Origin of the sequence: Nocardiopsis endophytica (assembly GCF_027706725.1) — a bacterium.
Taxonomy (GTDB): Bacteria; Actinomycetota; Actinomycetes; order Streptosporangiales; family Streptosporangiaceae; genus Nocardiopsis_A; species Nocardiopsis_A endophytica.
Window position 1 is genome coordinate 1 of sequence record NZ_JAQFWQ010000118.1, and the last position, 21247, is coordinate 21247.

14 protein-coding genes and 1 other RNA gene are annotated in these 21247 nt (G+C 75.1%); 8 read left to right on the forward strand and 7 right to left on the reverse strand.

The features are described from left to right. Positions 1-460 precede the first annotated feature (460 nt). From O4J56_RS27295 to O4J56_RS27310, 4 genes are all read left to right on the forward strand, one after another. Positions 461-1042 (forward strand): RBBP9/YdeN family alpha/beta hydrolase, encoded by a 582-nt coding sequence (locus tag O4J56_RS27295; protein ID WP_270689772.1) that lies wholly within the window; start codon positions 461-463, stop codon positions 1040-1042. 84 nt (positions 1043-1126) lie between these two features. Then, positions 1127-2302 carry a low temperature requirement protein A gene (locus O4J56_RS27300; protein WP_270689773.1) on the forward strand — a complete coding sequence of 392 codons (1176 nt, stop codon included), beginning with the start codon at positions 1127-1129 and terminating at the stop codon, positions 2300-2302. Positions 2303-2637: 335 nt separating this feature from the next. After that, complete coding sequence (locus tag O4J56_RS27305; protein ID WP_270689775.1) at positions 2638-5031, forward strand: SulP family inorganic anion transporter; 2394 nt, start codon at positions 2638-2640, stop codon at positions 5029-5031. Between the two features lie 312 nt (positions 5032-5343). Beyond that, positions 5344-5922, forward strand: coding sequence for a dihydrofolate reductase family protein (locus O4J56_RS27310; protein ID WP_270689776.1), 579 nt, complete (start codon positions 5344-5346; stop codon positions 5920-5922). 183 nt (positions 5923-6105) lie between these two features. Here the strand turns inward: O4J56_RS27310 and O4J56_RS27315 are convergent, their stop codons facing one another. Then, positions 6106-6240 (reverse strand): hypothetical protein, encoded by a 135-nt coding sequence (locus O4J56_RS27315; protein ID WP_270680062.1) that lies wholly within the window; start codon positions 6238-6240, stop codon positions 6106-6108. A gap of 263 nt (positions 6241-6503) precedes the next feature. On the opposite strand from O4J56_RS27315, the gene O4J56_RS27320 reads away from it, so the two are divergent. Then, positions 6504-7217, forward strand: coding sequence for a hypothetical protein (locus tag O4J56_RS27320; RefSeq protein ID WP_270689777.1), 714 nt, complete (start codon positions 6504-6506; stop codon positions 7215-7217). Positions 7218-7256: 39 nt separating this feature from the next. Here O4J56_RS27320 and O4J56_RS27325 read toward each other — a convergent pair whose 3' ends face one another. From O4J56_RS27325 to O4J56_RS27340, 4 genes are all read right to left on the reverse strand, one after another. After that, complete coding sequence (locus O4J56_RS27325; protein ID WP_270689779.1) at positions 7257-8291, reverse strand: pentapeptide repeat-containing protein; 1035 nt, start codon at positions 8289-8291, stop codon at positions 7257-7259. A gap of 146 nt (positions 8292-8437) precedes the next feature. Further along, positions 8438-8822: RNase P RNA component class A (rnpB, locus tag O4J56_RS27330), an RNA gene on the reverse strand. A 119-nt stretch (positions 8823-8941) separates the two neighbouring features. Continuing rightward, on the reverse strand, positions 8942-11149 hold the full coding sequence (locus tag O4J56_RS27335) for a hypothetical protein (protein ID WP_270689780.1): 2208 nt from the start codon (positions 11147-11149) through the stop codon (positions 8942-8944). Positions 11150-11451: 302 nt separating this feature from the next. Further along, on the reverse strand, positions 11452-12051 hold the full coding sequence (locus O4J56_RS27340) for a YbhB/YbcL family Raf kinase inhibitor-like protein (protein WP_270689781.1): 600 nt from the start codon (positions 12049-12051) through the stop codon (positions 11452-11454). A gap of 210 nt (positions 12052-12261) precedes the next feature. On the opposite strand from O4J56_RS27340, the gene O4J56_RS27345 reads away from it, so the two are divergent. Continuing rightward, entirely contained in the window at positions 12262-15753 is a 3492-nt protein-coding gene (locus tag O4J56_RS27345; RefSeq protein WP_270689782.1) for an AfsR/SARP family transcriptional regulator, read from the forward strand. Between the two features lie 371 nt (positions 15754-16124). Here the strand turns inward: O4J56_RS27345 and O4J56_RS27350 are convergent, their stop codons facing one another. Both O4J56_RS27350 and O4J56_RS27355 read right to left on the reverse strand, forming a co-directional pair. After that, the gene (locus O4J56_RS27350; RefSeq protein WP_270689784.1) at positions 16125-16952 is read right to left on the reverse strand and encodes an ABC transporter permease; all 828 of its coding nucleotides are present in this window, start codon (positions 16950-16952) and stop codon (positions 16125-16127) included. Continuing rightward, positions 16949-17932, reverse strand: coding sequence for an ATP-binding cassette domain-containing protein (locus O4J56_RS27355; RefSeq protein ID WP_270689786.1), 984 nt, complete (start codon positions 17930-17932; stop codon positions 16949-16951). Before O4J56_RS27355 ends, O4J56_RS27350 begins: the two co-directional genes overlap by 4 nt. A 336-nt stretch (positions 17933-18268) precedes the next feature. Between O4J56_RS27355 and O4J56_RS27360 the strand changes: the two genes are divergently transcribed. Together O4J56_RS27360 and O4J56_RS27365 are read left to right on the forward strand one after the other, a co-directional pair. Further along, positions 18269-18784 (forward strand): PH domain-containing protein, encoded by a 516-nt coding sequence (locus O4J56_RS27360; RefSeq protein ID WP_270689787.1) that lies wholly within the window; start codon positions 18269-18271, stop codon positions 18782-18784. A 131-nt stretch (positions 18785-18915) separates the two neighbouring features. Beyond that, the gene (locus tag O4J56_RS27365; RefSeq protein ID WP_408639182.1) at positions 18916-20733 is read left to right on the forward strand and encodes a PH domain-containing protein; all 1818 of its coding nucleotides are present in this window, start codon (positions 18916-18918) and stop codon (positions 20731-20733) included. The last annotated feature ends 514 nt before the right edge of the window (positions 20734-21247 follow it).

Sequence of the window (21247 nt, forward strand, 5' to 3'; positions counted from 1 at the left end):
ACGGTCGCGCCGCCGCCCGAACGTCGTGCGGCCCGCCGGACGGCAGGCAGGGCCGGGGAACCGCCCGGCTGTTGCCGTTGCTGCCGAGCACGGCGACCGCCCGCACGCCCGACACCCGACAGCGCTGCGCCAAGGGCCGCCGACCTTCCTCGTCGCTGCCCCCACCCCACACCGCAACGGCTCACCGCCCGGCCAGGGCGCTGAAGTGGGGTACCTGCCCAGCCGCCCGCCCGGACCGTGTGCGGCCCGCCGCCCGGCAGGCAGGGTCGGGGGATCGCCCCGCTGTCGCCGTCGCTGATCGTCGCCTCTGGTCCCGTCGGCCTGTCGGCCGATCGTCCCGCAGACCCCGTCCCCATCAAGGGGAGTGGCCGGAGTGGCGGGGTGTCACGTCGGTCCTCCGGATGGTGATGGGGCCGAATCGTTAGCGCCCCGGGGAGAGATGTCCGGCATGCTGCCGTTCATGTGGAATCGAAGCTTCCTGATCCTCCACGGTGTGGAGAACCGGCGTCCCGCCGACCACTGGCAGCACGACCTCGCGCTGCGCCTCCGCGAGCGCGGGGAGCAGGTCTTCTACCCCCAGCTTCCCGACCCGGACCGGCCCACGCTCCAGGCGTGGACCGAGGCGGTCGAGGCCGAGCTGGCGATGGCGCGCGGCGAGCGGGTGGTCATCTGCCACAGCCTGGCCTGTGCGGCGTGGCTGCACGTGGCCGCCGGGCGCGACGAGCCCCCGGCCGACCGGGTGCTGCTGGTCGCCCCTCCCGGGCCGTCGGTGTTCGACTGGGACGTCGTCGCCGGGTTCACCCCGGAGGGGCTGGACCTGGGCGCGCTCACCCTCGCGGCCTCCACCCCCAGGCTGGCCTGCTCCGACGCCGACCCCTACTGCCCGGAGGGCGCGGCGGACGCCTACGGCAAGCCGTTGGGCTGCGACGTCGACCTGCTGCCGGGCGCCGGGCACATCGCCGTCCCGGACGGGTACGGCCCCTGGCCGTCGGTCCTGGAGTGGTGCCTCGACCCGTCGGCGCGCCTGGTGCCGAAGCCATGACCCCCTGACCTCCGGCGGCGTCCGGGCGGCCGACACGCCCCGGGAATGGTGTCCCGGCCACCCGGGGCGTTCCACCATGAGCCCATGACCACTGACATCACGCCCCCGCCGTGGCGCGGCATCGGGCGCCGCGCGGACCGCCGCTCCGAGGTCGGGCCGGTCGAGCTCTACTTCGACCTGGTCTACGTCTTCGCCATCATCCAGATATCGCACCTGCTCATCGAGCACCTCACCTGGAGGGGCTTCGCCGAGACCGCGATCGTGTTCGCCGCCATCTGGTGGGGGTGGAACTACACCGCCTGGGCGATGAACTGGCTGAACCCGAACAACACCCGGGTCCAGCTGCTCAACGCCGTGCTCATGCTCGCCTCCCTGGGGATGGCCGTGGCCATCCCCTACGCGTTCGCCGACTCGGGGCTGCTGTTCGCCGGGTGCTTCGTCTTCATGGGGATCGTCCGCCCGCTCTTCATGATCGTCGGATTCAAGGGGCAGCGGCTGGCCGCGAACTACCGGGCCCTGGTGAGCTGGTCCGCGCTGGCCGGGGTGGTGTGGATCGTCGGCGCCGTGCTGCCGCCCGAGGAGCGGCTGTGGGTGTGGCTGCTGGCGGTGGCCATCGACTACGCCGCGCCGCTGGTGAACTTCACCATCCCCGGCCTGGTGAGCGCCCCGATGGACCGCTGGCAGACCGACCCCGAGCACCTGGCCGAGCGCAACCGGCTGGTCTTCATCATCGCCTTGGGCGAGTCCATCCTGCTCATGGGCGGTGCCCTGGCCGACGAGGGGGTCGCCGACGCCGGCGTCCTGCTGAGCCTGCTGACCGGGTTCATCGGGCTGACCGTCCTGTGGTGGAACTATTTCGCGCTGGCCGGGCACGACGTCACCGGCGGCCAGGGCGGTACGGGGGCGCTGCGCTTCGCGTTCGCCTATGCGCACGCGCTGATGGTGTTCGGGGCGATCCTGGTCGCCGTCTCCATCGAACTGCGGATCTCCCACCACGAGCTCGACCCCGCGCTCGTTCTGGTGGTGGTCGGGGGGCCGCTGGTCTACCTGGCGGGCAACCTGCTGTTCCTGCGGTCCCGCTTCAGCAGGGTCGCCCGCTCCCGTCTGGTCGCCGCCGCCGTCCTCATCGCGATCGGCGCCGCCGGGCTCGCCTTCTACGAACGGCTGCCGGTGATGGCCCTGACGGTGCCCGTGCTGCTGGTGATGGCCACCCTGGCGTTCCTCACGGCGCGCTCCCGCACGGCCGCGGCCGCCGACTGACCCCGCCCCGGCGGGTGCCCCGGTTCGATAAGCGCGCCCTGTCCCGCCCGTGGGACTGGGCGCGCTCGGTGGACTGCAGAAACGGGGGCGAAGGCGGGCGATTGCGGACGAAACAGCAGACGGGGCCCCCGTCGACGTGAAAAATGGTTATCAAGATCACGCTCACGGCCACACTTTCCCATCCGCGGTTGATTACATTGAGTGATTGACAGCGTCCGGTGAGTGGCCGTCCGGCGTGCCGCCCTTGCGCGGCGCGGCGCACCCCCGCGTCCTCATCCACCGGAGGGCCGCTGTCCCCAGAGCGCCAGTTCGTCACACCCGATCGAGGGGGACACATGCGTCACGACGCCCCGGGAGCACACGCCGGCCATCCAGGACACCCGGGCCTCGCCGCCCGCCTCCGCTCGCTGCCCTTACTCTCCAACCCCGTCGGCGACGTCAGCGCCTCGCTCGTGGTCTTCCTCGTCGCCGTCCCGCTCTCCCTCGGCATCGCGGCCGCCTCCGGGGCGCCGCTGATGGCCGGGATCATCGCCGCCGCGGTCGGCGGCATCGTCGCCGGGCTCCTCGGCGGCTCCCGCATCCAGGTCACCGGCCCCTCCGCCGCCCAGACCGTCATCATCGCCGACCTGGTGATGCGCTACGGCTGGGAGGTGATGTGCCTGATCACCCTGCTGGCCGGGCTCCTGCAGGCGCTGCTGGGCGCCGTGCGCATCGCCCGCGCCGCCCTGGCGGTCTCGCCCGCCGTCATCCACGGCATGCTCGCCGGGGTCGGCGTCACGATCGCCCTGGCCCAGCTCCACGTGGTCCTGGGCGGCGACCCGCCCAGCTCGGCCGTGGCCGCCATCCGGGAGCTGCCCTCCGCCCTGGCCGGGGCCCACCTGCCCGCCGTCGCCGTGGGCGCGCTCACCATCGCCCTGCTCCTGCTGTGGCCGCGCCTGCCCGGCCCACGCGCCCTGCGTGCCGTCCCCGCCGCGCTGGTCGCGGTGGCCGCGGCCACCGCCGCGGCGGTGGCGACCGGGCTGGACGTGGAGCGGGTCTCGCTGCTGGCGTCCATGGGGGAGGGGTGGACCGGCCCGGTCCTGCCCGACCGCGCCGACGTGCACGGCGTCGCCATCGGCGTGGTCACCGTGTCCCTGGTGGCCAGCGTCGAGTCGCTGCTGTCCGGCCTGGCCGCCGACCGCCTGCACGACGGCCCCCGCATCCGGCTCGACCGCGAACTGGTCGGCCAGGGCGCCGCGAACGCGGCCAGCGGGGCCCTGGGCGGCCTGCCCGTCTCCGGGGCGATCGTGCGCAGCACCGCCAACGCCCGCGCCGGGGCCCGCACCCCGGCGGCGGCCGCCCTGCACGGCGTGTGGGTGGTGGTGTTCGTGCTGCTGTTCGCCCCGGCGGTGGAGCTCATCCCGATGGCGGCGCTGGCCGCCCTGCTGGTGATGATCGGCGCGCAGATGGTCCATCCCAGGCACGTGGCCGACCTGCGCCGCCACCACGAGGCCAGTGTCTACCTGGTGACCCTGGCCGCGGTGGTGCTGCTGGGCCTGCTGGAGGGCGTCCTGATCGGCTTCGCCCTGGCGCTGGCGGTCTCGCTGCGGCGGCTGACCCGCCTGACCGTGCTCACCGAGGAGCGCGACGGCCGCTGGCACGTGGTGGTGCAGGGGTCGCTCACCTTCCTGGGGGTTCCGCGGGTGGCCCGCATGCTGCGCACCCTGCCCACCGGCTGCCACGTCGACCTGGACCTGCACGTGGACTTCATGGACCACGCGGCCTTCGAGTCCATCCACGCCTGGCGTGTGGACCACGAGCGCACCGGCGGCAGCGTCGACATCGACGAGGTGCACGAGAACTGGTACGAGCGCAGCAGCATGCAGGCCCCGCCGGTGGGCAAGACGGCGCCGGGCGGTCTCGCGCGCTGGTGGGCGCCGTGGGGGATGCGCGACGGCTACGACAGCTCGGCCCCGCCGACCGGGCTGCTGGTGGCCGGGGCACAGGAGTACCACTCCAGCACCGCCGGGCGGATGCGCGCGATGATGGGCCGCCTGGCGCACCGGCAGCGCCCCACGGCGCTCTTCATCACCTGCGCCGACTCGCGCGTGGTGCCCAACCTCATCACCGCCAGCGGCCCGGGCGACCTCTTCACCGTACGCAACATCGGCAACCTGGTGCCGCCGCACGACGGGGCGGACGACGCGTCGGTGGGCGCGGCCGTGGAGTACGCGGTGGAGGTGCTGGAGGTGCCGTCGATCGTGGTGTGCGGGCACTCGCACTGCGGGGCGATGAAGGCGCTGATGGACGGCGTGCACGAGGCCCCGGCGGCGGTGCGCGCCGACCGGCTGCGGCGGTGGCTCGGCCATGGGCGCGCGTCGCTGGAGCGCACGCCGCGCGAGGCGCTGGAGGCGGCTCCCGGGGCGGAGGCGCTGCGGGCGCTGGCCCAGGCCAACGTCGAGCAGCAGCTGGAACACCTGCTCTCCTACCCGGCGGTGCGGCGCCGCAGCGAGCAGGGGCTGCTGGAGCTGACCGGGATGTTCTACGACCTGGACACCGCCCAGGTGCGGGTGCTGGACCCGCGGCAGGGGGTGTTCGTTCCGATCGCGGACGGGAGTGCCGGAGGCAGGATCCCCGGCCCGCGCGGCCCGCTCGGCCCTGTCGGTGAAGCAGGAGCCGTGGACGGTGCGGGAGCCGTGGACGGGGCGCAGGGGCCGCAGGGTCCGCCCCCGGAGCGGGAGCACGCATAGGGGCGGTGCTCCGGCAGGGACCGCGTTGAAGAAGGGCCCGCTGGTCCCGGTGCCGACCGGCACCGGCACCGGGACCATGGGGCCCACATGCCGCGAGGTCGGCCCCCTCGTACCGGGGCGGGCCGATCGCCGTCGGCCGACGGCCGGGTCGGCCGGGGGCGCCGCTGCCCCCGGATGCCGTATCGGCGGCTCGGGGCCGATGAGTCTCCGCGCTGCGGGAAGTCGAAATGCTGAGGCCATCGACCGATGCGCCGGAACGGGGTCCAGGCGCCCCCGGACGGAAGCAGGCGCCCCCGAACGGAAGGAAGAACCATGGCGACCCTGATGGTCGACTTCATCATCTCCCTCGACGGCTACGGGGCCGCGGAGGGCTGGCCCGGCTTCTGGGGCATGGAGGGCCCCGAGTACCTCGCGCAGATCGAGGACGAGGCCGGACAGGAGCACGTCGCCCTCATGGGGGCGACGACCTACCGGCTGATGTCGGGGTTCGCCGCCCAGGCGCCGGACGACCCCGGCTTCGCCCAGCTCACCGGGCTGCCCAAGGCCGTGTTCTCCTCCTCCCTGGAGGCGCCGCTGTCGTGGAAGAACTCCGAGCTGGTCTCCGGGGACGCGGTCGAGGCCGTGAAGGAGATGAAGCGGACCGAAACGCGGCCGCTGCGCACCATCGGCAGTATCAGCCTGTGCCGGTCGCTGCTCCGTGCCGGGCTGGTGGACCGCTTCCGCGTGGTCATCTTCCCGGTCATCACCGGCGCGACCGGACGGGACCGGATCTTCGACGCCTACCCCGACGTCACCCTCGACCTGGTGGAGAGCCGCACCTTCGACGGGCGGCTCCAGCTGCTCGAATACGTGCCCACGGTGCTCGACGCGCCGCCGGGCGCCGGTGCCTGAACCGGCCGGTGCCCGCGCCGCCCGGTGCCCGCGCCGCCCGGCCCGGCCGTGAGCGGGACCGGCGGAGGGCGCTCCGCCGGGAGCACGGACCGGGAAGGGCGCCGCCGGCTCCGGCGCCGCACCCGGCCGCCCGCCGACGGCGGTGTGCGCCACCGGGCCGGGCGGTGGTCGGGGTGCCCGGCCTCACTCCTCCTCGGGCCGGTCGTCCCGGCCGTCCTGCTGCACTTCTGAGGCCTGGTAGCGGGCGAACCCGATGATCACGATGATCGCCAGGATCGGCAGCCCGAACAGCACCCCCCAGACCACGTTCATGTCCATGTGCGCTCTACCCGATCTCTCCCGGAGGGGTCCCGATTCCGCGCGGCCGCGCCGCCGTCGCCGGAGCGGCCCACCGCACCAATCTATCTGGCCGGGGCCCGGGAAGCCCGCCCCGACAAGGGATTCCGGTCCCCGTCGCACGCCACGGCGCACCCGGTGGCCGTCCCGCCGACCGACCCGTTCTCAGGCCGGGACGTCCCATAAGGCCCGATGCGGCGCCTTGTGCAAGGGTGGGCGCAGACATCCCGGAAAGGATCGCCTCTGTGTCCATCCCCCAGCCGACGCTCCCCTGGAATACCCGGCGGATCCGGACCGCGGCGCGCGTCGCCCCCGTGGTCCTGGTCATCGCTCTCGGAGGCTGCACCGGCGGCGCCGGGCAGACCGCAGGGGACGCCCCGCCGTCGCCGTCCCCGTCGCCTTCATCGACCCTCCTCACGCCCAGCCCGGAGGAGATGGAGGACCTCGACGTCTACTGCGGTCCGGGCCCCAGCGATCAGCTGACGGTGGCCGACGAGGAGAAGTCCGTCGCCGGCTATCCGGACGCGCCCGAGTACGCGGGCGAGGGGCCGCACCCCGCCGCCGTGTTCGCCGACACCCCCTCCAACAACGCCGAGCTTCCCGACTTCAAGCTCAAGGACGGCCCGAGCTACAGCAAGTGGCTTCCGGAAACCCCTGAGGAGGTCGAACTGGTGGTGTGCCTGCGCCCGGCCTCGCAGGGGGAGGAGCGCCTCGACACCTGCGAGTACACCGGCGGGGGCGAGTACCCGCTGTACGAGCAGACCTACGAGTACACGGTCTACTCGCTGCACACCGGCGACGAGGTCGCCACGGGCGACGTCCCGGCGGGGTCCGAGGACTGTCCGATCGCCGTCATCGGGGACTCGCCCATCGACGAGATCGAAGAGGTCTACACGGGCATGCACCACACCACCTTCATCGACGGGGTCGAGAAGCTCGTGGAGGGCGGGGCCGAGTAGCGCACCGGGAGGGGCGGGGGCGGTCGTGTGCCCGGTCCTTCAGCCGTCCACGACCGCCGAGGCCACCTGCTCCTCCAGGAGGCCGTCGACCGAGGCCAGGTCGGCCCGCCTCAGATCCGCGCGGTCGATCCGGGCGCCCGCCAGGGTCGCCCGCCTCAGGTTCGCGGCGTACAGGTTCGCGCCTTCGAGGCGGGCCTCCTTGAGATACGCCCCCTCAAGGTCGCTGCCGCCCAGGTCCGCCTCCGGGAGGCTGGCACCCCACAGCCTCGCGTACGGCAGGCGGGCGTTGAGCAGGTCCGCGCCGTCCATCCGTGCGTGCGCGAGATCGGCGCCCTCCAGGTGGGCGCTCCGCAGCCGTGCGGCGTTCAGATCGGCGCCGCGCATCCTCGCGGCCTCCAGCCGGGCACCCGAAAGGTTCGCGCCGCCGAGGAGCGCGGCCGACAGGTTCGCGCGGTGCAGGCGGGCGTTCGTCAGATCGGCGCCGCGCAGATCCGTGGCGTGCAGGTCGAGCGGGGCGGTCTCCTCCCGGGGCGGGCGCCTCCCGAGCACCGTCAGTGCGGCCTGTACGTCGGTTCCGAGCCTTTTCCGCGGCTCCTGGGGAGTATCGGGGGCCGGGCTCGTCTCTCGCACGAAGGCGGAGAGGACCTCCACCACGGTCCGGTGATCTTCGGGGGACTCGCGCATGATGTGTTCGAGGGAGTAGATGCCGCCGATGCGGACGGCTGTCTGCTCGGAGCCGAGCTGTTCGACGGCGTCCTTGAACCTCTGGGTCTGCTGCCCCCTCCGGTTCAGGAGGTAGGTCCGGACGGTGAACAGCAGCGCCGTCAGCGCCGCGGTCCCTCCGGCCGCCTGGAGCAGGGTGCGGCGGGTGGCGTCGATGACGTCGGCCCGGTCCCTTCCGGAGAGCCCGGTGAGGCTGTCATCGGCCGCCCAGTCGGTGAGCGGGAAGAGGATTCCCCAAAGGGCCGCGAGCACGGCGACGACGGTTCCGACGACGACGAACCACGAGCGCACCGGCACGCGCGCCCCGTTCCGGACCCGTTCGGTGTGCGGCCACGAGAACACCATGCGCATGCGCGCTTCATAACAGAGGTCCGCCGCCCAGGAGGGCGCCCTGGCCTCTGTCGGCCAAGGAACCCGGCGGGGCGCCGAGAGCGCGATGCCGCACGCGACCGGATTCGACCGCCGACACCGTGCCCCGCCCGCCGCAGCTGCGAAGAGGGGAGAGTCGGCCGGTAAGCCGGATTCTGTCGGCCCCCGTGGACGGGGGCGGACGGCCATCCATCTGGGGCCGCCGTTGCCGACGGCCTCGGTGCGGTCTACCCGCGGACCTCGGGCGGGCAGCCCTCGAACGTCCGCGCGGGGGCCGGAGCCCCCTTCTCGACCTTGCTCCGGGTGGGGTTTACCTAGCCGACCGGATCACTCCGGCCGCTGGTGGTCTCTTACACCACCGTTTCACCCTTACCACCGCGAGCGGTGGCGGTCTGTTTTCTGTGGCACTGTCCCGCGGGTCACCCCGGGTCGGTGTTACCGACCACCCTGCCCTGTGGAGTCCGGACTTTCCTCGACGCCGACGATGGGCGCCGCGACCGTCTGGCCGACTCTCCCGTGACCGAATTCTACGCGTATCCGGAGGCCGGCCGGACCGGTGTCCGAAGCGGCCCCGCAATGGGGCGGCCCCCGCATCCCGGATGCGGGGGCCGCCCTTCCGTCTCGGCCGCGTGTCAGCGCAGCGGGTCGCCGTAGCCTCCGTAGCCGCCCGGCCGCCACTGGCGGCCGTCGGGGTCTCCGGGGTCCGCGGCACCCGGGTACGGGCCGCCGTAGGCCGGGTAGCCACCGGTGGCCTCCGCCGGGTACCCGTAGTCGCCCAGCGTGTCGCCGTAGCCGGCGCCGCCCCCGTAGGAGGGCTGCGCCCCCGTCGGCGGCTGCGGGGTCCCCGCTCTCCCGTAGGGAGGCGCCGCCCCGACGCCGTCTTGGCCCGCGGCGCCGTAGGGGGAGCCGACGGCCCCGCTGTCGTAGGAGCCGGTTCCGTAGGAGGCGGCCTGCCCGTAGGTGGAGCCCCCGTGGCCCGGCTCGAACCCGGTGCGCGGCGCCATCGACGGCAGCCCCCCGGTGGCCTGCTCGGGCGGCGCGCCGTAGGGCGCCCCGGGCGAGGCGTACCCGCCGGTGTCGCCGCCGCCGAACCGGTCGGGGGAGCCGTAGGAGGACCCGTACTCGCCGCCGAAGTCGGAGGCGGGCGAGGGGGCCGGGGCCGGCGGTGCCTCAGGCCGGCGGTGTGACCCGGTGTCCATGCTCGACCACAGCGGAGCGGCGGGCTCGGCCCCGGCCCCGCGGTCGCCCGCGCCGAACGGCTCGCCGACCGGTGCCGACCCCCCATAGGAGGGCCGCGAGTAGCTGCCGGTGTCGTACGGGGACGACGCGGCCCCGTAGCCGCCGCCGAGCGCGGCCGCACGGCTGTAGTCGCCGGTGTCGTAGGGCGACCCGCCGGGGCGCGCGTGCGAGCCGGTGTCGTAGGCCGACGGGGCCGGGGACGGCGCCGGGGCCGTCGATCCGTAGGGCACGGCCGGCCGCGAGTGGTTGCCCGTGTCGTACGGCGAACCCGGGCCGCGCTCGTAGTCGGGCATCGACGGCCGAGAGTAGTCGCCGGTGTCGAAAGGGGACCCGGAGGAGGGGGTGGCGGGGGAGGGGGAGTACGAGATGAGCCCGTGCGCCCCGGTGGTGAACGCGCCCGTGTTCGACGCTCCCGGGGCCGGTGCGCCCGGGGAGGGGGAACCGGTGGTGAACGAGCCCGTGTCGTAGGCGCCGGTGCTGTAGGAGCCGGTGTCGTAGGACGACGGCGACCCGAGGGACGGAGTCCCGAGAGGGGACGCGGGGGACGACGGGGTGCGGGCGGCGGAGCCGTAGGAGGAGGACGGCGCGCCCAGCGGGTCGTCGGAGGGAGAGGGGAGTGAGGGAGGGGAGGTGAAGGAGGACCCGAACCCGCCGACGGTGGGGGAGGCGGCGGTGGTGGGCCCACTCAGCGGGTCGTCGGCGGCCGGGGATGAGGGGACCGCCGGGGAGGAGGGGGAGGAGAAGGCCGCGGGAGCCGAGGGGGTGCCCAGCGGGTCGTGCGTCGTACGGCCCGTGGCCGGCCCCGTGCCGAGAGGGTCCGGCGTCGGGGCCGCACCGGCCCCGAGGGGATCGGGCGCCGCGGCCGACCCGGTGCCGAGGGGGTCGGACGCCGGTGCCGGGCCGGTGCCCTGGCCGAGGCTGGCGAGTTTGGCGAGCCCGTCGTCGGCCCCGGCCCCCGCCCCTGCGGATGCGGGCTCGATGGCCGCCGGCTGCGCCGCGGGCTGCGGTGCCTCGGCCTCGCGGCGGGCGCGGCGGCCGCGGGAGCGCCGCGGTGCGGGCTCGGGCTCCGGCTCGGCGGCGGGGGCGCCGTAGGCCTCCGGCGCGTCCTCGTCCTCCACGCCCGCCATCGGCCCGGTGGCCTCGGCGCGGGTCTCGCGGCGGCCCCGGCGGCGCCCGCCGCGGGACCGGCCGCGCGGCTCCGCGCCGTCCTCGAACCCGTCGTCCTCGTCGTCGACGCCGTCCATGGGGCCGGTGGCCTCGGCGCGCGTGTCCCGGCGCGCCTCGCGGCGCCCGGCGCGCGAGCGGCCGCGCGGGGCGGGCTCGTCGTCGGCGCCGTCGTCCATGTCGGTGTCGGACCAGAAGGAGCTGCCGGAGATGTCGGAGTCGTCGTCCCAGTCCGCCGAGGCGCGGGAGCGGCGGGAGCGGCCGCGCGCCGGGCGGGGGGCGTCCTCCCCCTCGTCCGCGCGGTCGCCGTAGTCGTCGTCGTAGTCGTCGAAGTCGTCCTCGCGCCCATGGTTGAGAGCCCGCATGCCCAGCAGGATCAGCACGAGGACGAGAAGGACGACGATGATCGCGACGATCGTGGCGATCAGTACGGTCATACTTGCACCACCCTTGGGGCCGTGGCCGTGTCGGGGACGGAGGTGCCACCGGCGGGGGTGACGTGCGCGGACTGGTGGCCCCCGGGACGGGGCGCCGTGCGCGCGCTCGGTCGGCGCAGGCGCCTCGCACAGTCGAAAACGTTTTCGGTCATCAGTAAATGCAGGGGGGACACGGCCCCACTTTATGCCCAGTTGTGCCGCGAGTGCAGCGGGTGACCGCCGAATTTTTCGCCTGCGCGGCGGTCGGCCGCCGGTCGGGCGGTCCGCTCCGCGGCGGCGGGGCGGGCCGTGTCCGGGCCCGGTTACTCGGCCGCCGTCACCAGCGACCCCCGGGCCACCGTGTGCGCGGAGATCTGCTCCAGGGTGTCGGTGAGCGGCGCCCCCTGGGGCAGCTCCAGCTTCCGGTCCAGGGCGTAGACGGTGAACCGGTACTCGTGCGGGTCGTCCTCCTCCGGGCACGGAGGAGTGTAGTCCGTCTCGCCGAAGCTGTTCTCCCCGGTGTGCGCGGGCTGGGGGACGCCGTCCTGGCGGATCTCCACGGTGGCCGGGTCCAGGTCGAAGAGCACCCAGAACACCTCGGCCGCCCCCGGGTCGTCGGCGACGATGGCGAAGGAGCCGATGTCCTCGGGCTGCCCGGACCACTGCAGCGGCGGCGAGCCCGCCTCGCCCTCCCCCCGGCAGGTGAAGGCATCCGGCAGCATCGACCCCTCCATCAGCAGCGTGCTGCTGACGTTGATGTCGTCGGTGAGCTCGCCGTTCCCGGGGGTGAACCCGGTGCAGCCGCCCGCGGCGGCCAGCGCCGCGGCCGCCCCGGCCGCCAGCGCGGCTCTGCGCCTGCCGGGGGCACGTGAGCGGACCGCGCGGCCGTGGCCGGGGGAACGGTGACGTGCTGCCGAGATCATGGGGCTCCTGCGCATGGGTCGTCGGGGCCGGGGGCGGGTGCCGCGCGCGGCGCGCCTTGCTGCTTCTTCCCACCGCACCTTACTGCCGTGCGGGCGGGTGCGGACCCGGAAGGGGGGAGTGTCCCCGCCCCCGCCCGGGCGGAGTGGCCGGGCCCGGCCGACGCGGAGGGGGCGATGCGTTGAGGGGCCGGGGCCCACATCGGGGATCATATGACGGTGCGGTTCTCCATTCTCGGTCCTCTGGCGGTGCGCGACGGTGCGGGCCGGCCCGTCGCGGTGGGCGGCACCCGCCTGCGCCGCCTGCTGGCCATGCTGCTGCTGGCCCCTGGGCGCACGGTGGGCACCGAGCGCCTGATCGACGGGATCTGGGGCTCCGACGCCCCGGCGGGGGCGGGCAACGCGCTGCAGGCGCTGGTGTCGCGGCTGCGCAAGCTGCTCGGAGACCAGGCGCCGGTGGTCGGCGACGCCTCCGGCTACCGCCTGGAGGTCGCCCCCGAGCAGATCGACCTGTGGCGGTTCGAGGACCTGGTGCGCCGGGGGCGGCGCGCCCGCGCCCGGGGCGCCGCCGCGGAGGCCTCCGACCTGCTGGGGCGGGCCCTGGAGCTGTGGCGGGGCGACCCGCTGCCCGAGTTCGCCGAGGCCGGGGGCGAGGGCGAGGCGGTCCGGCTCGCCGAGCAGCTGCGCGCGGTCCAGGCCGAGCACCTGGAGGCGCGGGTGGAGGCGGGCGACCACGCGGCCGCGCTGCCCGAGATCGAGGCGCTGGCCGCCCGCGAGCCGCTGCGCGAGCGGCCGGTGGAGCTGCTGATGCGGGCGCTGGCGGCCTCCGGGCGCACCGTGGACGCGCTGTCGGCCTACGAGCGCCTGCGCACCGGCCTGGCCGAGGAGCTGGGCATCGACCCCTCCGAGCGGATCGCCGAGCTGCACCTGCGGCTGCTGCGCGGGGAGCTGGAGGGGGCCGCGCCCGCCGAGGCGGTGCCGCCGGAGCGGGCCGCGGAGGACGGCGGCCGCGCCGATGGCGGCGGCGACGGCGGTGCGCACGGCGGCGCGCACGGAGCGGGGCCCGGCTCCGGTGCGGAGGCCGGGCGCGCGCCCGCCGCCGAGGGGCCGCCCGTGCGGCTCCCGGCGTCGCTGACCGCGTTCGTCGCCCGCGACGAGGAACTGGGCGCCGCCCTGGGGCTGCTGTCCGGCGAGCGGCTGGTCACGCTGGTCGGACCGGGCGGATCGGGCAAGACCCGGCTGGCGGTGGAGACCGGAACCCGCCTGGCCGCCGAACGCCCCGAACTGGTTCCCGACGGCGTGTGGTTCATCGACCTCGCCCCGCTGCGCGACGGCGCCGCCGTGCCCGAGGCGCTGCTGGACGCGCTGGGGGTGCGCGAGCGCGCCGTCACCCCGCTCCAGGTGGGCGGGACGGCCGACGACCCGCTGGTGCGCGCCGCCGAGGTGCTCTCCGGTCGGCGGCTGCTGCTGGTCGCCGACAACTGCGAGCACCTGGTGGCGGACGTCGCCGACGCCATGGAGCGGCTGCTGGCCGTCTGCCCGGGGGTGCGGGTGCTGGCCACCAGCCGCGAACCGCTCGGCGTGACCGGGGAGCGGCTGCAGGCGGTGCCGCCGCTGGCGCTGCCGCCGGAGGGGGCCGGCGCCGAGGAGGCGGCCGGGTACGCCTCGGTGCGGCTGTTCGCCGACCGGGTGCGCGCCTGGCGCCCGTCGTTCACCGTGGACGAGGACAGCGCCGGGCCGGTGGTGCGGATCTGCCGGGAGCTGGACGGGATGCCGCTGGCGCTGGAGCTGGCGGCGGCCCGGGTGCGGGCGATGCCGCTGCCGCAGCTGGCCGAGCGGCTCACCGACCGGTTCCGGCTGCTGGCCTCCGGGCCGCGCCAGGTGCGCCCCCGCCACCAGACGCTGCAGGCGGTGGTCGACTGGAGCTGGGAGCTGCTGGACGGGGCCGAGCAGGCGCTGCTGCGGCGGCTGTCGGTGTTCGCCGGAGGCGCCTCCCTGGACGCGGTGGAGGCGGTGTGCGCCGACGCGGCGCTCGCACCCGCGCCGACCGGTGCGCCCGAGGGGCCGGGGGAGGCGGGGGAGGGGGACCCCGGGGCCCCGCTCCCCGCCGGGGGCGGCACCGTCGGCGGGCGCGACGTGTGGTCGGTGCTGTTCGCCCTGGTCGACAAGTCGCTGGTGGAGGCGGACGGCGCGGACGAGGTCGGGCACGGCCAGCCCCGCTACCGGATGCTGGAGACCGTGCGCGCCTACGGGGCGCAGCGGCTGGCCGAGAGCGGCGAGCGCGACCGGGTCCGCGCCGCGCACGCCCGGCACATGCGGTGGCTGTGGCGGGCCGCCGAGGAGCCGCTGCGCGGCCCCGGCCAGCTCGAATGGCTGGCGCGGCTGCGCGAGGAGCACGAGAACTACGCCGCGGCGGTGCGCCGCACCGTCGCCTCCGGCGACGCCGGGGCCGCCCTCGACATGGTCCACATCGCCTTCCTGTACGGGATGCGGGTGGACGCCTGGTCGGACCTGTCGCGCTGGGCCGAGGAGGCCCTGGCGCTGGCGGGGGACACGCCCCCGCCCGGCCATGAGCTGGCCTACGCCGAGTGCCGCTTCGCCCACGCCATCGAGAAGGACATGGGGCGCCGGGCCTCCGGGCCGGAGGAGGCCGGGGAGATCGTGGAGGCGATCCGCGCCGAGCTGGAGGAGATCGAGCGGATCGTGGAGGCGGTGGGCGAGCGCTGCGAGGACCACCTGTCCCTGGTGTTCGTCCCGGTGTTCCTGGCCATGCTGGGGCGGGACCCGCAGGGCACGGTCGACCGGCTGGACGCCGCGGCCCGGCGCGGCGGCGCGTGGCGGCGCGCCTACCTGGGCGCGTTCACGGCCACGCTGATCACGCAGTCCTTCCCGGGGCGGTCGGGCGAGGCGCTGGACCGGCTCCGGACGGTCACCGCCGAGGTGCGCCGCGGCGGGGACCGGTGGGTGCTGACCCACGTGCTGTTCCTGCTGGCCGAGCTGGAGTCCTTCGGCGACACCGGGCGGGCCGAGGAGCTGATGGAGGAGGCGGAGCGCACCACCCGCGAGCTGGGACTGGCCGACCAGCTCGCGGCGCTGCTGGGGCACCGGGCGGTGATCGGCGCGCTCGCGGGGCGCGGCGAGTGGGCGGCCGCACTGCTGGACGAGGCCGAGGCGTCGTCGGCCACCCCCGACACCCGGCAGTCGCTCGCCTTCTACCGGGCCGAGGTCGAGCTGCGCAGCGGCGCCCCGGAGGCGGCGCGCGACCGGCTGCTGGAGGTGCTCTTCGGCGCCGACCAGAGCAACTCGGTGACGCGCCTGCACATGGAACCGCTGTGGAGGGCGGTGCTGGCCCGGGCGTACCTGGCGGCGGGGGACATCGGCGAGGCCCGGAGGTCCGCGGCGGGCGCCTGGGCCCTGCTCGACAAGTGGCTGCAGGGGCAGCAGGCGGCGATGGTGGGGGAGACGGCCGCGCTGATCCTGGGGGCGGAGGACGGCGGCGCCGTGGAGGCGGCGGGGCTGCTGGGGGCGGCGGAGGCGCTCCGGGGGCTGCCGTTCACGACCGACGGCGCACTGCGTGCGCTGACGCGGGACCTGGTCAAGGAGCTGGGCCAGGACCGGTACGAGGAGGAGTACGCGCGCTGGGCGTCGGCCGGGCCGGATGAGGCGGTCGGGATGGTGGGCCGGGTCGTCGAAGGGTGGGACTGACCACGTCGCCTCCTGCGCGCTTGGGGGTGCGACGACGAGCGGCCTCCCGCCCATGACGGGCGGGAGGCCGCTCGCATCCGTTGTGCCGGCCGGGGCGCGGCCGGGCCGGGGCGCGGTCCAGTCGGGGCCCCGTTCGGCCGGGACGCCGTCCGGCCGCCCGGGCCGTGCCGAGCGGTCGTGTCCCTTGGAGCGGTGTGATCTCCACCCGCCCAGGTCGGCCCGCCGGTGACGGCCCCGGAACGGGACCGGCCCGTCCTTGGGCGGCCCCCCGCCCTTCGGCGAGACGGCCCCCGGCCGCCCGACGAGGGCGGCCGAAGGCCGGCGAACGTCACACCACTCGGCAGGACACCGTCGTCCGAGCCGTGCGGCCGCTAGGCGCGGCGCTTGTAGGCGCGGGTCGCCAGCGGGAAGAAGACCCCGATCAGGACGGCCACCCACACCAGGGTCCACATCAGGGGGACGGCCACCGGGCCGCCCTCCATCAGGCCGCGCATCGTGTCGGTGACGTGTGTGACCGGGTTGACCTTCGCGAACGCCCCCATCCAGGACGGCATGTCGTCGGGGTCGACGAACGTCGAGGCGCCGAAGGTCAGCGGGAACATCCACACCGACCCGAAGATGTTCACCGCCATCGGGGTGCGCAGCAGCAGGCCCATGAACGCCGACAGCCAGCACAGCGCGAAGGCGAACAGCATCACCACCGCGCCCGCCGCCACGACGCCGAGCACGCCGCCCTCCGGGCGGTAGCCGATGAGCGCGGCCACCACCAGCACGGCGATCACCGTGAGGCCGTAGCGCACCAGGTCGCCCAGGATCGCCCCGACCAGCGGGGCCGAGCGGGCGATGGGCAGCGAACGGAACCGGTCGAAGATGCCCTTCTCGATGTCGGTGTTGAGCGCGACACCGGTGCCGATCGTGGCGAAGATGACCGACTGGGCGGCGATACCGGGGATGATGAAGTCCCGGTAGGCCTGCCAGTCGCCCATCATGGCCTGCCCGAACACGAACACGAACAGCGCCACGAACATCAGCGGCATGAACGTCAGCCCGAGGATCTCCTCGGGGTTGCGCTTGATCTTGAGCAGGCTGCGCCAGGCCAGTAGGCCCCCGTGCCGGACCGCCACCGCGGGGGTGAGGCGGGGCGCGGGCGGCGCCGCGGCGGCCTGCTCCCTGGGCTCCGCGGTCGTCGCGGTGCTCATGCGTGCGTCCTCTCGGCAGGGGCGGCGCCGTCGGCACCGCCGGTCGTGTCCTCGGCCGGGCGCCCGGTCAACGCCAGGAACACCTCGTCGAGGCTGGGCTTGCGCAGGTTGAGCTCGGACACGGAGATGCCCGCGTCGTCCAGGCGGCGCACCACCTCCGGCATCACCGAGGGATCGGTGACCGAGGCGCTGGCGGTGCGCTCGCCGGTGCGCACCTCGCTGCCGGTGACCTGCTCCACGATGCCGCCGACCCGCTCCAGCTCGCCAGCGTGCAGCGGCTGCACCTGCAGCACCTGGGCCCCGGCGCGGGCCTTGAGCTCGTCGGGGGTGCCGCGGCTGATGACCTTGCCGTGGTCGAGCACCACGATGTCGTCGGCGAGCTGGTCGGCCTCCTCCAGGTACTGGGTGGTCAGCAGCACGGTCACCCCGTCGTCGACCAGGCCGCGCACCACGTCCCACAGCTCGTTGCGGCTGTGCGGGTCCAGTCCGGTGGTGGGCTCGTCCAGGTACAGCAGGGTGGGGCGGCCGACCAGGCTCGCGGCCAGGTCGAGGCGGCGGCGCATGCCGCCGGAGTAGGTCTTGGCGGGACGGTCCGCGGCGTCGCTGAGGGAGAACCGGGCCAGCAGTTCGGCCGCGCGGGCGCGCGCCCCCGCGCGCGAGTGGCCCAGCAGCCGGGCGATGAGCACGAGGTTCTGGGTGCCCGTCAGGTCCTGGTCGACGGCGGCGTACTGGCCGGTGAGCCCGATGGTGCGGCGCACCTCGTGAGGCGCGCGCACGACGTCGTGGCCGCCGACGGTGGCGTGGCCGCCGTCGGGGGTCAGCAGGGTCGCCAGGATGCGGACGGTCGTCGTCTTTCCCGACCCGTTGGGGCCGAGGACGCCCAGCACGGCCCCCGCGCGCGCGACGAGGTCGACCCCGTCGAGCGCGGTGGTCCCCTTGAACCGCTTCACGAGGCCCTCCGCGCGGATGGCGTCTGTCATCTGTGCCTCCAAATGGGATGTAACAGGACCAAGTCTGAACGGGATGACTGACAAAGCACTGAGATGTCGGCTGACAGCCGCGCCTCAGGGCTGCCGGAGCGGATGGCCGGGGTGGGCGGGACGGTCGGGACGGGCGGCCCCGTCGGCGGCGCGGACGGGCGGCCGGAGGTCTCCGGAGGTCTCCGGGGGAGCCGCCGGAGGTGGCCGGAGGCGGTCGACGCGGCCCGACACGGAGGACAACACCGCCGGTGCCGCGCGCATTTCGGGCATGGCCCCTTCTTTGCCCGACGTTGCGCCTTCTGGGCCGTGTGCGCCCGCCCGTAGACTCGGCGCGTGATGAGCAGCCGTCTACGACCTCCCCAGCACCGCGTCTCGCCCCGCGCCGTCCCCATGTGGACCCTCGGTTCGGCGGTGGGGCACCTGGTTACCGCCGCCGTCCTGGGGTTCGCCGCCTGGGGGGCGATGACCGTCGGCTGGTCATGGATCCCGGACTGGGTGAGCCGGTACGCCTGGTGGGTGCCGGCGGTCTACGCGGTGTACGGGGTCGTCGAGACGGCGGTGGTGCCGCGCTTCCGCTTCCGGGTGCACCGGTGGGAGGTCACCGAGGACGTCATCTACACCCGCAAGGGGTGGATCGGCAGGGAGTGGCAGCTGGTGCCGATCAGCCGCATCCAGACGGTGGACCACACGCAGGGGTGGTTCGAGCGGATGTTCCGGGTGGCGACGCTGGAGGTGCAGACGGCCTCGCACGCCGGGTCGTCCACGATCGAGGGGCTCGACGCCGACCAGGCGCGGGAGATCTCCGAGGACCTCGCGGTGCGCGCTGGTGAGCTGCGGGACGACGCGACATGAGCGCGCGCGGCGAGGAGGGCCCAGAGGAGAAGGGCCCGGAGCAGGAGCGTCCGACCGGGGCGGGCCACGGCGGCGAAGGGACCGTCGGCGGCGCCCCGGACGCTGACGCGGGCGCTGGTACGGGTGTCGGCATGGACGCTGATGCCGGTGCCGACGGCGGTAAGGGGCCGGAGCAGGAGCGTCCGACCGGGGTGGGCCACGGCGGCGAAGAGACCGTCGGCGGCGCCCCGGACGCTGACGCAGGCGCTGGTACGGGTGTCGGCACGGATGCTGACACCGGTGCCGACGGCGGTGCCGAGCCTGAGGCCCCGGCCACCGGCGAGGACGAGGACACGGAAGCGGCCGAGGACCTTCCCCCGGCCGAGCCGTGGCGGCGCCTGAGCCCGCGCATGCTGGTCGCCGCGCCGGTGACCTACATGAAGAACTTCATCGTGCCGCTGGCACTGATCGCCTTCGGTGCGACGCAGAACCCCTGGGTGCTGGGCAGCCTCTTCGCGGCGCTGGTCGGCATGGTCGCCACCGGCGTCTACACCTGGCTCACGTTCCGCTACCAGGTCGGGGCCGACCGGCTGGAGATCCGCAAGGGCTGGATCGGGCGGTCCCGCCGCACCATCCCGCTGGAGCGGATCCGCGGCGTGCACGTCACCACGAGCCTGGTCCACCGGGTGCTGGGGCTGGCGGTCGTCAAGGTGGAGGCCGCGGCGGGCGGAGGCGGCGACGAGGAGGGCAAGCTCGACGCGGTGTCGGCCGCCGAGGCCGGGCGCCTCCGCGACGACCTGCTGCACCGCCGCGCCGTCCTGCGGGGCGCACGGCCCGCCGGGGAGGCGGGGGAGAACGGGGCCGAGGAGGGCCGGGCCGGGGCCGGTGACACCGCGGAGGCCCCTGAAGCCCTCGACACCGGTGCCGCGGAGGGCGCCCCCGAGCGCGTGTACTTCACCATGCCGACACGCTGGTACTCCTACGGGATGCTCAGCGTGGGCTACCTGCTCACGCCGTTCGTCGCGCTGGCGGCGGTCTTCGGGCTGCTGTCGCAGGGGCTGGGCGACGTGCTGGAGCGGATGGGGGCACTGGAGGCGAGCGAGCGCGCGCTGGTGCTCTACAAGTGGGCCTTCGCCGAGGGCGGCGTCCTCGTCCTGGTGGGGGTGGCAGGGGCGGCCCTGCTGTTCCTCATCCTGCTGATGCCGCTGTTCGCCGTCGTCGCCTACACGGTGGGGCACTGGCGGTTCCGGCTGGTCGGCGGGGCGGAGTCGCTGGTCACCGAGCGGGGGCTGTTCACCCGGCAGAGCGTGACCCTGGAGCGGCGGCGGATCCGGGGGTACGAGCTGGCCGACAGCCCGCTGGAGCGGACGCGCTCGGTGGTGCGGCTGAGGGCCATCATGACCGGGCTGGGGGATGCCTCCACCCGCGCGGTCCTGCTGCCCGCGGGGCCGAGAGCGCAGGTGGGTCGGATCGTCGAGGAGACGCTCGACGGCTACCAGGGCGGGCTGGAACGGCACCCGCGTGCAGCCCTGCGGCGCAGGTTCGTGCGCGCGCTGGCGCTGCCCCTGCTGGGGGCCGTAGCGGCGGCCGTGGCGGGCTGGTACTGGGCGGCGGCGCCGCTTCTGCTGCTGGCGCTGCTCGGGGTGCCCCTGGCGATCGACCGGTACCGCTCGTTGGGGCACGGTCGGGATGAGCGCCGTATCAGCGTTCGGTCAGGATCGCTGGCCCGCAAGCAGGCGGTGGTGCAGCGCGAGGCGGTCGTGGGGTGGCTGTGGCGGCAGAGCCTCTTCCAGCGCCGCGCGGGGCTGGCCCACCTGACGGCCACGGTGGGGGCCGGGGCGGGCGGCTATACGGCCGTGGATGCTGACTTCGCCGAATCGGTCTCCTTCGCGGCCGGAGTGACCCCGGCCATGGTGCGCCCCTTCCTGGAGCAGCCGGAAGAGGGGCCCGAGTCCTCCGAGGAGGAGTAACGCCTGGGAAGGGAAGACGGGCGTCCTCAGCGGCGTCCGCCGTGTGGCACGCCACTCCTGGTCCGGGTGGGCGGCTGGGCTGGTACCCCGCTTCAGGGCCCCGGCCGGGCGGTGAGCCGCCGGGGTGTGGGGTGGGGGCGGCGACGAGGAAGGTCGGCGGCCCTTGGCGCAGCGCTGTCGGGTGTGGCGCGTGCGGGTGGTCGCCGTGTTCGGCAGCGACGGAGTGAGCGGGGCGGTTCCCCGGCCCTGCCTGCCGTCCGGCGGGCCCCTCGCGGTCCGGGTGGGCGAGCGGCTGAGCAGGTACCCCACTTCAGGGCCCCGGCCGGGCGGAGTGCCGCCGGGGTGTGGGGTGGGGGCAGCGACGACAAAGGGCAGCGGCCCTTGGCGCAGCGCTGTCGGCTGCGGCGCGTGCGGGCGGTCGCCGTGCTCGGCGGCGACGGCAACAGCCGGGCGGTTCCCCGACCCAGCCCGCCAGGCGGCGGGCCGCACGACGTTCGGGCGGCGGCGCGACCGG